The sequence below is a fragment of the Nocardia sp. bgisy134 genome, from assembly GCF_057708325.1.
Genome location: NZ_JBYIRW010000003.1, coordinates 521,426 through 533,788, shown reverse-complemented (window position 1 = coordinate 533,788; position 12,363 = coordinate 521,426). Strand labels below are relative to the sequence as shown.

14 protein-coding genes and 3 tRNA genes are annotated in these 12,363 nt (G+C 65.1%); 16 read left to right on the top strand and 1 reads right to left on the bottom strand.

All coding sequences use genetic code 11. The annotated features are described in order from the left end of the window. The first annotated feature begins 711 nt into the window (after nucleotides 1–711). The 12 genes from AC3ERS_RS08915 to AC3ERS_RS08860 all read left to right on the top strand — a co-directional run bounded on the left by AC3ERS_RS08915 (nucleotide 712) and on the right by AC3ERS_RS08860 (nucleotide 7,042). Nucleotides 712–784 (top strand) — tRNA-Thr (locus tag AC3ERS_RS08915). 84 nt (nucleotides 785–868) lie between these two features. Next, a tRNA-Met gene (locus tag AC3ERS_RS08910) sits at nucleotides 869–944 on the top strand. A 41-nt stretch (nucleotides 945–985) separates the two neighbouring features. Then, a complete protein-coding gene (gene rpmG / locus AC3ERS_RS08905) occupies nucleotides 986–1,156 on the top strand; it encodes a 50S ribosomal protein L33 (protein ID WP_378686333.1) in 171 nt (56 codons plus the stop codon). 184 nt (nucleotides 1,157–1,340) lie between these two features. Continuing rightward, nucleotides 1,341–2,408, top strand: coding sequence for a fused (3R)-hydroxyacyl-ACP dehydratase subunits HadA/HadB (locus AC3ERS_RS08900; RefSeq protein WP_431965419.1), 1,068 nt, complete (start codon nucleotides 1,341–1,343; stop codon nucleotides 2,406–2,408). A 239-nt stretch (nucleotides 2,409–2,647) separates the two neighbouring features. After that, a tRNA-Trp gene (locus AC3ERS_RS08895) sits at nucleotides 2,648–2,720 on the top strand. Nucleotides 2,721–2,828: 108 nt separating this feature from the next. After that, complete coding sequence (gene secE, locus AC3ERS_RS08890) at nucleotides 2,829–3,230, top strand: preprotein translocase subunit SecE (RefSeq protein ID WP_431965353.1); 402 nt, start codon at nucleotides 2,829–2,831, stop codon at nucleotides 3,228–3,230. A 116-nt stretch (nucleotides 3,231–3,346) separates the two neighbouring features. After that, entirely contained in the window at nucleotides 3,347–4,120 is a 774-nt protein-coding gene (nusG, locus tag AC3ERS_RS08885; RefSeq protein WP_431965417.1) for a transcription termination/antitermination protein NusG, read from the top strand. A 246-nt stretch (nucleotides 4,121–4,366) separates the two neighbouring features. Continuing rightward, nucleotides 4,367–4,801, top strand: a complete 435-nt coding sequence (gene rplK, locus AC3ERS_RS08880; RefSeq protein WP_431965351.1) for a 50S ribosomal protein L11 — start codon at nucleotides 4,367–4,369, stop codon at nucleotides 4,799–4,801. A gap of 103 nt (nucleotides 4,802–4,904) precedes the next feature. Further along, on the top strand, nucleotides 4,905–5,618 hold the full coding sequence (gene rplA, locus AC3ERS_RS08875; RefSeq protein WP_354998921.1) for a 50S ribosomal protein L1: 714 nt from the start codon (nucleotides 4,905–4,907) through the stop codon (nucleotides 5,616–5,618). 151 nt (nucleotides 5,619–5,769) lie between these two features. After that, nucleotides 5,770–6,324, top strand: a complete 555-nt coding sequence (locus AC3ERS_RS08870; RefSeq protein ID WP_431965349.1) for an NADPH-dependent FMN reductase — start codon at nucleotides 5,770–5,772, stop codon at nucleotides 6,322–6,324. A gap of 101 nt (nucleotides 6,325–6,425) precedes the next feature. After that, complete coding sequence (locus AC3ERS_RS08865) at nucleotides 6,426–6,632, top strand: hypothetical protein (RefSeq protein WP_431965347.1); 207 nt, start codon at nucleotides 6,426–6,428, stop codon at nucleotides 6,630–6,632. Next, nucleotides 6,623–7,042: a PIN domain nuclease gene (locus AC3ERS_RS08860; RefSeq protein WP_431965345.1), complete on the top strand. Its 420-nt coding sequence runs from the start codon at nucleotides 6,623–6,625 to the stop codon at nucleotides 7,040–7,042. Before AC3ERS_RS08865 ends, AC3ERS_RS08860 begins: the two co-directional genes overlap by 10 nt. 55 nt (nucleotides 7,043–7,097) lie before the next feature. Here the strand turns inward: AC3ERS_RS08860 and AC3ERS_RS08855 are convergent, their stop codons facing one another. Beyond that, nucleotides 7,098–8,720 (bottom strand): MFS transporter, encoded by a 1,623-nt coding sequence (locus tag AC3ERS_RS08855; RefSeq protein ID WP_431965343.1) that lies wholly within the window; start codon nucleotides 8,718–8,720, stop codon nucleotides 7,098–7,100. 451 nt (nucleotides 8,721–9,171) lie between these two features. Here AC3ERS_RS08855 and rplJ point away from each other — a divergent pair, with 451 nt between their 5' ends. The 4 genes from rplJ to AC3ERS_RS08835 all read left to right on the top strand — a co-directional run bounded on the left by rplJ (nucleotide 9,172) and on the right by AC3ERS_RS08835 (nucleotide 12,270). Continuing rightward, nucleotides 9,172–9,705, top strand: coding sequence for a 50S ribosomal protein L10 (gene rplJ, locus AC3ERS_RS08850; protein WP_357401080.1), 534 nt, complete (start codon nucleotides 9,172–9,174; stop codon nucleotides 9,703–9,705). 61 nt (nucleotides 9,706–9,766) lie between these two features. Next, the gene (gene rplL / locus AC3ERS_RS08845; protein ID WP_067838329.1) at nucleotides 9,767–10,144 is read left to right on the top strand and encodes a 50S ribosomal protein L7/L12; all 378 of its coding nucleotides are present in this window, start codon (nucleotides 9,767–9,769) and stop codon (nucleotides 10,142–10,144) included. Between the two features lie 244 nt (nucleotides 10,145–10,388). Beyond that, nucleotides 10,389–11,465 (top strand): ABC transporter ATP-binding protein, encoded by a 1,077-nt coding sequence (locus tag AC3ERS_RS08840; RefSeq protein ID WP_431965340.1) that lies wholly within the window; start codon nucleotides 10,389–10,391, stop codon nucleotides 11,463–11,465. A gap of 22 nt (nucleotides 11,466–11,487) precedes the next feature. Further along, nucleotides 11,488–12,270: an MlaE family ABC transporter permease gene (locus AC3ERS_RS08835; RefSeq protein ID WP_431965415.1), complete on the top strand. Its 783-nt coding sequence runs from the start codon at nucleotides 11,488–11,490 to the stop codon at nucleotides 12,268–12,270. Nucleotides 12,271–12,363 lie beyond the last annotated feature (93 nt).

Below are 12,363 nucleotides of genomic sequence, written 5' to 3'. Positions count from 1 at the left end.
TTTTTTTTTTTTTGTGGGCCCCCCCCCCCCCACGCCCCGCCCGGCGGGGCTTCGCCCCCCGGACCCCCCTTGCAGTGGTTGCGTTTCGTGGGGATGTTGCGGTTGGGGATTTGGTCTTGTTTTGAGGTCTGTTCGATCTGGAGGGACGTATCTCTTCAGGGTTGGTCGGTGGGGCGGCGCGGGTCGATGACTTGGATCGCCAGCCTCCAGCCTTCGGGTGCCGGTGCGCTCGCGTCGTGGTGACCGACAATTGCGCTGTCTGATCTGGCCTATGCCCGGGGGTGATCCAGGTGGAGATCGGTCGAGGTGTCGGCTCTCGGATGGTCGGGCCCTGCGGTTCGGGTGTGATCTTCGATGCTTTTCGAATCTGTGCCGTGCTTCTGGCGGTCGTGGGGGCTTGACTGGCAACCGGCTCGAAGGCAGGTACGTGGAGCCGTGCGTTGCGGATTTCAGCGGAGGCGCTGATCGCTGGTCGTCGGCGGGAAGGTGCTGGCGCGGGCTCGGGACGACTGGGGGGGCGAGTCGGCTTTTGCTCGATGTTGGCCTCCTGCGTGAGGCGTGGTCGCGGAGCGTGTTTTCCGCGCTGTTGTGCGCGCCGAAAAAAACGCTCTGACCTCACGGTTTGGAACTGTGAGCGTTGGGTGTGTAATCTCGTTCAAGACTTCGCCGCTCCGGGGTCGAGAAGCTGGACCACGGTGCGAAAGTAGTCATGCCCCCTTAGCTCAGTCGGCAGAGCGTTTCCATGGTAAGGAAAAGGTCAACGGTTCGATTCCGTTAGGGGGCTCGCCGGATTGCCGGTGGTGACCGACTCGGCATTGCACCCACGGTTGTGGGGCTGGGCGCGCACACCACTGCAATGCGACGCCGTGGCGGTGTAGCTCAGTCGGTAGAGCAAACGACTCATAATCGTTGTGTCGCCGGTTCAAGTCCGGCCATCGCTACCAAAACCGATTACGCCCATCAGGTACCGGAAAGAAGGAAAGTCGTGGCCGCGAAGTCCACCGATGTCCGGCCAAAGATCACCTTGGCCTGCGAGCAGTGCAAGCACCGCAACTACATCACCAAGAAGAACCGGCGCAACGACCCGGACCGGCTGGAGCTGAAGAAGTTCTGCCCGAACTGCGGCACGCACCGGGCGCACAAAGAATCCCGCTGATCTCACCCACGCGTGAAACTGCCGCGTGAAGGGCAACCGGGACATTGATCCCGGGATCTCGGAACCGTGAAGCTGTGCAGGGCCGGACTCATGTCCGGCCCTGAGCGCTTTCTACGGGTCGGTTGCGGTGGTGAACGCTCCGCCGACCCCTGCGGGGTCAGATAGGTACAGTCCTCCCGTGACAATCAACACCGGTACAGAAGAAGCGGTCCAGGCGAGCGAGGCGGATCTCGATCCCGCCGCCCATGCCGCGGCCATGGTCGGTCACCACTACCGCGTCGACGACTACTACGAAGTCGGCCGCGAGAAGGTCCGCGAATATGCCCGCGCCGTGCAGGACTACCACCCGGTGCACTGGGACGAGGACGTCGCCGCCGAATACGGCTACGACGGGCTGCTCGCGCCCCTCACTTTCATCTCCCTGGTCGGTATTCTCGCCCAGCGCAAGCTCTTCGAGCAGATCGTCACCGGCTACGACCTCAGCCAGATCATGCAGACCGATCAGATCCTGGAATTCCACCGGCCCATCCGGGTCGGCGACCAGCTGACCTGCGACGTCTACCTGCACTCCTTCCGGCAGGCCTTCGGCGGCGACATCATCGTCACCAAGAACATCGTCACCGCGCAGGACGACGAGCTGGTGCTCACCACCTACACCACGCTCGTCGGCCGCAGCGGCGCCGACATCGATCCCAACCTCACCGACGCCGTCCGCAACGTCCTCATGCACGGCATCGGCGAGGAGGTGCCGGACCACCACCCGCGCACCGCGGCGCAGACCGAGCCGCCTGCCCCGATCACCGTCATCCCGGAGATCGCGCCGAGCAAGCACGCGGTCGATTTCGAAGACGTCGCCGTCGGCGACGAACTGCCCACGCGCATCGTCCGCCTCACCCGCGGCGACCTGGTCAACTACGCGGGCGTCTCGGGCGACGCCAACCCCATCCACTGGAGCGACGACGTCGTCAAGCTCGTCGGCCTGGACAACGTGGTCGCGCACGGCATGCTCACGATGGGCCTCGGCGGCGGTTTCGTCACCTCGTGGCTGGGCGATCCCGGCGCGGTCAAGGAGTACAACGTCCGCTTCACCAGCCCGGTCTACGTCGGTTCCGACGAGGCGGCCGAAATCGAGTACACGGGTAAGGTGAAGTCCATGGATCCGGAGACTCGGACCGCGGTCGTCGCCATCGTGGCGAAGTCGGCGGGCAAGAAGATCTTCGGCCGCGCGACGGCCACCGTGCAGCTGGCCTGACCTGGTCGATCGACCCTGATTGGCTATTGGCCTAGGCGGTAACGTACACTCAGGTCTCTGGGGTTCACCAGCCGCTGCGCGCTGCTCTGTGGGGCTGGTTCCAGGCGGTCCGGAGGATGATCTCCGAAGGACTGCCCAGGGAGCCGGCAACCGCCGAAGCAGCGCGCGTGTTGTGTGAAACCAGCGCGACAACTGAATAAAGCACAGTGGTTGGACAACGAGTTCCACCGTCCAACCGAAGGGGCGTAGCTCAATTGGCAGAGCAGCGGTCTCCAAAACCGCAGGTTGCAGGTTCAAGTCCTGTCGCCCCTGCCCTTGAAGCCAGCGACGAGAGAGGATCGACGTGAGCGAGCGTAGCGAGCGAGTTATTTGCACAGCGCGCATCGTGCACGCCGGATCCGAGCGAAGCGAGGAGATGGCGTGAGCGACGAGCGGGATACTCGCCACGGCGGCGCGCATGCGGCCGACGACGGCGACGACACCGCCGCGGTGAGCAGGCCGAGCGGTAAGCGGTCCGCGCGGCGTACCCGCTCGGGCTCGTCGTCGGTCGACACCGGCTCGATCGCCACGATCGACCGGACGTCGCCGAAGAAGGACAAGACTGCCGGAAAGGCCAAGCGCGAAGGAGCGGGCAATCCGCTCAAGCGTTTGATCAAGTTCCTGCGAGAGGTCATCGCGGAACTGCGCAAGGTGATCTGGCCCAACCGGAAGCAGATGGTCACCTATACGAGCGTTGTTCTGGTGTTCGTGGTCTTCATGGTCGCGTTCATCAGCGGGATGGATCTGGCGTTCGTCAAGGGTGTCGACTGGCTGTTCGGCTAGTTATTACGACGCCGACGCCGGTTGCCGATCCCGGGGGCGGACCGGCGGGAGTATTCCGCCGCGCCCGGCCCGGCACGCAGAGGATGTACGTGACGACACAGGAAGCGAGTGCCCCAGTGAGCACCCCGGAGAACGACATTAACGACGAGTTCCCGGTCGACGACGCGGTGGTGGAGCCCGCCGAGAACGAGGCGGAAGACGCCGCGGCCGTCGAAGAGTCTGTGGTCGAGGAATCCGCACCCGCTACCCCGATCGATGCCGAACCGGCCGATCCGGTCGCCGAGATGAAGGCCGCGCTGCGGCGTGCCCCCGGTGACTGGTACGTCATCCACTCCTACGCCGGTTACGAGAACAAGGTGAAGGCCAACCTCGAGACCCGCGTTCAGAACCTGGACCTCGAGGAGTACATCTTCCAGGTCGAGGTGCCGACCGAAGAGGTCACCGAGATCAAGAACGGCCAGCGCAAGCACGTCAACCGCAAGGTGCTGCCCGGCTACATCCTGGTCCGCATGGAGCTGAACGACGAGTCGTGGGGTGCGGTGCGCAACACCCCCGGTGTCACCGGGTTCGTCGGTGCCACCTCGCGGCCGTCGCCGCTGTCCATCGACGATGTAGTGAAGTTCCTGGTCCCGGCGTCTCAGCAGAAGAAGGCCCCGGCCGCCGCTGCCGCCGCGACCGCCGAGAGCGCCGCCGAGGTGGCTCCGAAGCCGGTCATCGAGGTCGACTTCGAGGTCGGCGAGTCGGTCACCGTCATGGACGGCCCGTTCGCGACGCTGCCCGCCAGCATCTCCGAGGTCAACGCCGAGCAGCAGAAGCTCAAGGTGCTCGTCTCGATCTTCGGTCGCGAGACGCCAGTCGAGCTGGCGTTCACCCAGGTCGCCAAGATTTAGTTCCATCTCCGCCCTCGCCCCGGCCTCCGGGGACCGAGGGCGGAGCGCGTCCGACCGGTTCGGCGCGGGCAACCGGCCCCACTCGAAGGACGAGGGCACGCCCCCCGGTAAGGTGTATGGGTTCGTGTGCGGATCCGAACAGCGTCAGCCGGATTCGTTCGCGAGCGCCGGGCCGCGTGCCCGGCTGCGGGCCAAGCCCGCGACAGGCTTACGGCAACCGTAAGGACCCGAAACCAAGGAAGAAAGATGCCCCCCAAGAAGAAGAAGCTCGCCGGGATCATCAAGCTGCAGATCCAGGCCGGCGCGGCGAACCCGGCTCCGCCCGTTGGTCCCGCCCTCGGTCAGCACGGCGTCAACATCATGGAGTTCTGCAAGGCGTACAACGCGGCGACCGAGTCGCAGCGTGGCAACGTCATCCCGGTCGAGATCTCCGTATACGAAGACCGCACCTTCGACTTCAAGCTGAAGACCCCGCCCGCCGCCAGGCTGCTGCTCAAGGCCGCCGGTGTGCAGAAGGGCTCGGCCGAGCCGCACCGCACCAAGGTCGCCAAGGTGACCATGGACCAGGTTCGCGAGATCGCCAAGACCAAGATGGAAGATCTCAACGCCAACGACCTGGACGCGGCGGCGAAGATCATCGCGGGCACCGCGCGCTCGATGGGTATCACCGTCGAGGCCTGAGCGAAGCGAACCTCAGTCGGACGCAGGGCCGCTGAACTCGGTGGGAGGGTCGGCCAGACCCGGAAACCACTTCTGAACCAAGAAACTTTAAGGACAGAGAAACATGGCAAAGCGAAGCAAGGCGTATCTCGCCGCGGCCGAGAAGGTCGATCGCACCAAGCTGTACTCGCCGCTGGCCGCCGCGCGCCTGGCGAAGGAGACCGCCACCACCAAGACCGACGCGACCGTCGAGGTCGCCGTTCGTCTCGGTGTGGACCCCCGCAAGGCCGACCAGATGGTCCGTGGCACCGTCAACCTGCCGCACGGCACCGGTAAGACCGCCCGCGTCATCGTGTTCGCGGTGGGCGACAAGGCCGCCGAGGCCGAGGCCGCCGGTGCGGACGCCGTCGGCGCCGAGGACCTGATCGAGCGGATCCAGGGCGGCTGGCTGGACTTCGACGCCGCGATCGCCACCCCGGACCAGATGGCCAAGGTCGGCCGCATCGCGCGTGTCCTCGGCCCGCGCGGTCTGATGCCGAACCCGAAGACGGGCACGGTCACCCCCGATGTGACCAAGGCCGTCAACGACATCAAGGGCGGCAAGATCAACTTCCGCGTCGACAAGCAGGCCAACCTGCACTTCGTGATCGGCAAGGCCTCCTTCGAAGAGGCCAAGCTGGTGGAGAACTACGGCGCCGCGCTGGACGAGATCCTGCGTGCCAAGCCGTCGACCGCCAAGGGCCGCTACGTCAAGAAGGTGACGGTCTCGACGAACACCGGACCGGGCATCCCGGTGGACCCGAACCGCACCCGCAACCTCCTCGAAGAGGACGCGTAAGCAGCACCGAGGTCTCACGCCTCGTCACCGCCGAGGGCGGGAACGCATCCGCGTTCCCGCCCTCGGCGCATTTCCGGCCTGTTCGCGAGTAGCGGCGGAACCCGTCGCGGTGAGCAAGTCGAGCGAACCCGCGCGGAGTAAGCCACCGGCTTTGCTGGTTGCATCCGACGTGACCAGGATTCTGTTGATCTCCGGAAGCACCCGCGACGGCTCCACCAACACCGCGGCGCTGCGTACCGTCCACGCCCTTGCACCGGACAGCGTCGAAACTCGCTGCTACACAGGCTTACTGGAACTGCCAGCCTTCGTGCCAGGCGCGGACCCCGCAGCTTATCCACAGGTCGTCGACCTGCGAAACGACCTGGCCTGGGCCGACGCGGTCTTGATCTCGACCCCCGAATACGCGGGCACCCTCCCCGGCAGCCTGAAGAACCTGCTCGACTGGACCGTCGGCACCGCCGACCTCCACGAAAAGCCCACCGCCTGGCTCACCGTCGCGGCACCGGGCCGCGGCGACGGCGCCACCGCAACGTTGTCGAGCGTCCTCGGCTACGTCGGCGCCGACGTAGTCACCGCTGCCTGCGTCCGGCACCCGGTCTTGTCGGCGGACATCGACTCCGACGGCCTCGTCACCGGCCAAGCCTTTCGAGACGGCGCCCTAACGGCCCTCGATGCGCTCGCCCGCCATACCCACGTTGCCCGCTGACACCCTGGCTACTCGCGATACCGATAGCGTCGCGCGGACATCTTCCTGGTCATCGGATGGATATCGAGCTACCCTTGTATCAGATATAAGGAGGGTCAGCCGTGGCGAAGACCAGCGTAGACGTAGATATGGCGAAGTTGGATCGTGCGAAGGAGATCCTCGGTACCGAGACGCTCCGCGACACCATTGATGCCGCATTTCGTGAGGTAATTCGGATCGACTCGGTCCGCAAGTTGGTGAGTCTCGCCGAGGATGGTGCTTTCGCGGCGCTGCTGGAGCCAGACGTCGAGGATCGCCTGTGGGGGTGACGCGGTACCTTGCAGACAAGAGCGCGCTGGCGCGATTGCACCTGGCCCCAGTCCGAGATGTGTTGGTTCCGTTGATGGATCGCGCCCTGGTTCATATCTGCGGCGTCACCGAGTTGGAGATGCTGTACTCGGCGCGCAATGCCGATGACCGAGCCCGCATCCGAGGCGTCCTGCACGAATCACTCGAATGGGTGGACACCCCCGAGGATCTCTGGATGCAGGCGTCGGAGTTGCAGTCCCTGCTGACGGACAAAGCTCAGCATCGGTCCGCCTCGATCGCCGGCCTCGTCGTGGCGGTGACCGCGGAGACGCATCGGCTGACGGTGCTGCACTACGACAACGATTTCGACACCATCGCCTCTCATACGGGTCAGCCGACATCCTGGGTTGTTCCTGCTGGATCGGTGTAACGGCCGGCTGCAGTGTCGGCTGCAACCGGCCGTCGTTCTGGACCGGTGAGCGCGCTTATTCCGGCTGGTCGTCGGTTGATTCGGCGGATTTGCGCCAGCCAAGGAGGATCGACTCGCCGCTCTGGGCGCCCCAGGGGAGGACGAGGGCGACGATGAGTGCGCAGACCACGACCGCGCCCGCGGCGACGAGGGATGCGGCGTGGGAGCCTTGGAGGGCGGCGGATTTCATTGCGGTGATGAGGTTTTCGCGCTGCGATTCGAGGAACGCGGGGAGTTCGCGTTTGCGGATTTCCAGCACGCTGAGCGGGCTGGCCTTGACCAGGCTCTTCTGGTCCTCGTTCATCAGGGCGCTCGGCACGCGATCGAGTAGCGGCTCGACGCGAGTCGTGTAGTAGGAGGCCACGATCGAACCGAGGACGGCGACGCCGAGGGTGCCGCCGATCTCGCGGGTGGTGTCGTTGACCGCGGAACCCGCGCCGGCCTCGTTCAAAGGCAAGGAGGACATGATGGATTCGGTGGCGGGTCCCTGCACGATGGCAAGGCCGAGCGCCATCGACACCATCGAGGGCAGCACGTCGGTGACGTAGCCGCTGTTCACCGTCACCTGCCCGCCCAGGTAGAGCCCGAGCCCGGTGAGCAGCAGGCCGAACACGATCACCGGCGTGGTACCCCACCGTTGCGCGAGCAATGTCGCGACGGGCGCGCCGATCGCCACCGAGAACGCGAACGGCAATGAGGCGATACCGAATTCGAGCGGCGTGTACTCGCGCACGCCCTGGAAATACTGGGTGATCAGGAACAGGAAGCCGAACATCGAGAAATATCCGATCGCTATCGACAGCGCGGGCATCGAAAATCGCCGATTACGAAACAATCGCATATCCAGAATCGGTGCGACGGTGCGCAATTCCCAGGCGATGAATCCGGCGAGCAGCGCGACGCCGAGTGCGCCGACGGTCAGGGTGGTGACCGAGAGCCAGCCGTAGCGCGGCGCCTCGATGATCGACCAGACCAGCAGCGTGATGCCCGCGATGGACAACGCGATACCGGGCAGATCCAGCCTGCCGACCTCGGCGGATCGCGATTCCGGTACCCACAGCATGGTGGCGATCAGCGCGGCCAGCGCCACGGGCACGTTGATCCAGAACACCGAATGCCAGCTGAAGTGTTCGAGCAGCCAGCCGCCGGAGATCGGGCCGATGGCGATCGCGAAGCCCGCCATGGCCGTCCACGCGGCGATGGCCAGCGCCCGCTCCCTTCGGTCGGTGAAGATGTTGATGATCAGGGCGAGGGTGGCGGGGAAGACGGCCGCGGCGAACACGCCCATGGCTGCGCGGGCGGTGATGACGGCGCCCATCGAATCCGACAGTGCGCCACCGACGGACATGACCGCGACGCCGATCAGGCCGATGGCCATCACTTTTCGTCGGCCGTAGCGGTCGCCGAGATTGCCGAAGGCCAGCAACAGACCGGCGAAGGTCAGGGTGTACGCGTCGACGACCCATTGCAGGCCGCTGACCCCGGTGGCCAGCTCGACACCGATCGAGGGGAGGGCCACGTTGACGATGGTGTTGTCGAGGACGACCAGCAGTTCGGCCAGGCATATCACGGCCAAGGCGAGGAAGCGCTGGTTACGTCGTTCCAGCAACACCGGTGGATCGACTATGGAAGTTGCCATAGTTCAGCAGCCAAGCAGATATCTGTCACTCTTGGTAACACTTGTTGGCCGCGACATCCGCCACATCCGAGGGTGAAAAGTGACGTGCGACACAACAATTCGATTGCCGAAGGGTTCCGATCCGCCACGGAGCGTGGGTCGTTTTGGCAGATGAGGGGCGCGTCGGTTACTGTGGACGTCAGTTATCGACGAGTTCGATCGCTACCCAATCCGTTCTACCGAAGACCGTTGGTCGCCGATCCCGCATGGGTTCGGTCGAAGGTCCGGCGACATTGCCGGCGGCCCACGCAGGGAAGAACCGAGGCTGGGAGTCGATTCGAGCCACGCGGCTCGTGTTGATCTTTCCTATTGCGCCCCGGAACGCCTTGCGTCCGGGGCGTTCGTTTTGTCGCCGGGCCCTCGGATCGGTAGTTCGCGTACACGAACCGACCATCCAGAGAGGAGGCGAAGTATGGCAAAGGCTGAGAAGGTCACCGCGGTCGAGGAGATCGCGGAGCAGTTCAGGAACTCGACCGCCACCGTCGTCACGGAATACCGTGGCCTGTCGGTCGGCAAGCTCACCGAACTGCGGCGCGCGCTCGGCGCCGAGGCCACGTACTCCGTCGCCAAGAACACCCTGGTCAAGCGCGCCGCCGCCGAGGCGGGCGTGGAGGGCCTTGACGACCTGTTCGTCGGACCGACCGCCATCACCTTCATCCAGGGTGAGCCGGTCAACGCGGCCAAGGCGCTCAAGACCTTCGCCAAGGACAACAAGGCGCTGATCATCAAGGGCGGCTACATGGACGGCGCTGCGCTGTCCGTCGCCGAGGTCGAGCAGATCGCCGACCTGGAGACCCGCGAGGTCCTGCTGGCCAAGCTGGCCGGCGCCCTCAAGGGCAACCTGGCCAAGGCTGCCGGCCTCTTCAACGCTCCCGCTTCGCAGGTGGCCCGCCTGGCCGCCGCGCTGGAGGAGAAGAAGCGCGCCGAAGGCGGAGCCGCCGAGTAACACCCCGTGCGCGGCGTGAGTCACGCCCCCATGGACACCATCTACCGAAAGGAAAACAACAATGGCCAACGTTGACGAACTGCTCGAGACCTTCGGCAACATGACCCTGCTCGAGCTGTCGGACTTCGTCAAGAAGTTCGAGGAGAAGTTCGAGGTCACCGCCGCTGCTCCGGTCGCCGTCGCTGCCGTCGGCGCTGCCGCTCCGGCCGAGGCCGCCGAGGAGCAGGACGAGTTCGACGTCATCCTCGAGGGTGCGGGCGACAAGAAGATCCAGGTCATCAAGGTGGTCCGCGAGATCGTCTCCGGCCTGGGCCTGAAGGAAGCCAAGGACCTGGTCGAGGGTGCCCCGAAGCCGATCCTGGAGAAGGTCGCCAAGGACGCCGCCGAGGCCGCCAAGGCGAAGCTGGAAGAGGCCGGCGCCAAGGTTTCGGTCAAGTAATTCCACGAATTACTCGAACGGGCGGCCCCCAAATTCGGGGGGCCGCCCGTTTTCGCATTTTTCGGGGACATGCGAGCGGATTTGTGGAAAAGTGCGAGCGCATTCGGCTTACTCTGGAGTCAGGTTGGGGTGTGCCCCGTCTCCCTCATGGGTTACAGTGACCGAACCCACTGTGACGTGACGCACCGCGATGACCGAGCGCGGTCGCCGGTGGGCTGCTCGCTGAGAAATTGTGGAGGTTGGCGTGGGCGTCGAGGTCAGGACCGAGGGTGTAACCAAATCCTTCGGTTCGCAGCGAATTTGGCAGGATGTCAGTCTGACCTTGCCGTCCGGCGAGGTGAGCGCGCTACTCGGTCCGTCGGGTACCGGTAAGTCGGTGTTCCTGAAGTCGCTGATCGGCCTGCTGCGTCCGGAGCGCGGTTCGATCTACATCGACGGCACCGATATCACCACCTGCTCCAACAAGGAGCTCTACGAGATCCGCAAGCTGTTCGGTGTGTTGTTCCAGGACGGCGCGTTGTTCGGGTCGATGAACCTCTTCGACAACGTCGCGTTCCCGCTTCGTGAGCACACGAAGAAGAGCGAGTCCGAGATCCGCAAGATCGTCATGGAGAAGCTCGAGCTGACCGGTCTGCTCGGTGCGGAGGGCAAGCTGCCCGGCGAGATCTCCGGCGGTATGCGCAAGCGCGCCGGTCTGGCTCGCGCCCTGGTGCTGGATCCGCAGATCATCCTGGTCGACGAGCCCGACTCGGGTCTGGACCCGGTGCGTACGTCCTACCTGTCGCAGTTGCTGATCGATATCAACGCCCAGATCGATGCGACGATCCTGATCGTCACGCACAACATCAACCTGGCGCGCACCGTGCCCGACAACATCGGCATGCTGTTCCGCCGCCAGTTGGTGATGTTCGGTCCGCGTGAGGTGCTGCTGACCTCCGAGGAGCCGGTGGTCAAGCAGTTCCTCAACGGTCGCATGATCGGTCCGATCGGCATGTCCGAGGAGAAGGACGAGGCGCAGATGGCGCGCGAGCAGGCGATGGTCGACGCGGGTCATCACCACGGCGGCGCCGAAGAGGTCGAGGGCATCATCCCGCAGATGAAGGCGCAGCCGGGCATGCCGGTGCGTCAGGCGGTCGCGCGTCGCAGGGCGCGGGTGCGCGAGATCATGCACACCCTGCCGCACGCGGCCCAGGTCGCGATCCGCGAATCCATGGCCGAGAACGACGACACACAAGTGATGTCGTACAACGCTCAAAACGTCGGCACCTACGAGGGCGGCGCTTTCGACACAACCGTGCGCCACAACACAACTAACGGGTAACATACGCCCCGTGAACTCGACCATGGCGCGTGTGCGTACCCCAGTCGAGTCGGCGTTTGCCCAGGCGGGCAACGTCTTTGCGTTGTTCGTCGATGTGATGCGCAAGATGTTTCGCCGACCCTTCCAGTGGCGCGAGTTCATCGAGCAATCGTGGTTCATCGCCAGCGTTTCGATCTTGCCGAGCGCGCTGGTGGCCATCCCGTTCGGCGCGGTCGTCGCGCTGCAGACCGGTTCGCTGATCAAACAGCTCGGCGCCGAGTCGTTCACGGGCGCCACCAGCGTGCTCGCCACCGTGCAGCAGGCGGCACCGGTGGTGACCGCGTTGATCATCGCGGGCGCGGCCGGGTCCGCGGTGGCCGCCGACCTCGGCGCCCGCACCATTCGCGAGGAGATCGACGCGATGGAGGTGCTCGGCGTCGACCCGGTGGCGCGGCTGGTGGTGCCGAGGGTGCTCGGCATGACGCTGGTCGCCGTGCTGCTCAACGGGTTGGTGTCGGTCGTGGGCATCGCGGGCGGCTATTTCTTCAACGTGCTGCTGCAGGGTGGAACGCCCGGCGCGTACCTCTCGTCGTTCTCGGCGCTGGCGCAGCTGCCCGACCTGTGGATCGGCGAGATCAAGGCGGCGATCTTCGGGCTGCTCGCCGGCGTGATCGCCGCGTACAAGGGGCTGCATCCCAAAGGGGGGCCGAAAGGAGTCGGTGACGCGGTGAACCAGTCCGTGGTGATCACATTCCTGGTCCTCTTCTTCGTCAACCTCGTTCTGACACTGGTCTATCTGCAAGTCGTCCCGGCCAAGGGCGCCTGACCGATGGCCACCTCCTACCGCAACCCGGCCTTCGCCAAATCGGCCCGCCGGGCGAATCAGATCGTGCGCGGACCGCTGAACGTGATCGACCGC

Bases quoted from the DNA above. Each gene is read 5' to 3' on its own strand.
- rplK (WP_431965351.1), top strand. From the start codon at position 4,367: ATGCCCCCCAAGAAGAAGAAGCTCGCCGGGATCATCAAGCTGCAGATC.
- rplA (WP_354998921.1), top strand. From the start codon at position 4,905: ATGGCAAAGCGAAGCAAGGCGTATCTCGCCGCGGCCGAGAAGGTCGAT.
- AC3ERS_RS08855 (WP_431965343.1), bottom strand. From the start codon at position 8,720: ATGGCAACTTCCATAGTCGATCCACCGGTGTTGCTGGAACGACGTAAC.
- rplJ (WP_357401080.1), top strand. From the start codon at position 9,172: ATGGCAAAGGCTGAGAAGGTCACCGCGGTCGAGGAGATCGCGGAGCAG.
- rplL (WP_067838329.1), top strand. From the start codon at position 9,767: ATGGCCAACGTTGACGAACTGCTCGAGACCTTCGGCAACATGACCCTG.
- AC3ERS_RS08835 (WP_431965415.1), top strand. From the start codon at position 11,488: ATGGCGCGTGTGCGTACCCCAGTCGAGTCGGCGTTTGCCCAGGCGGGC.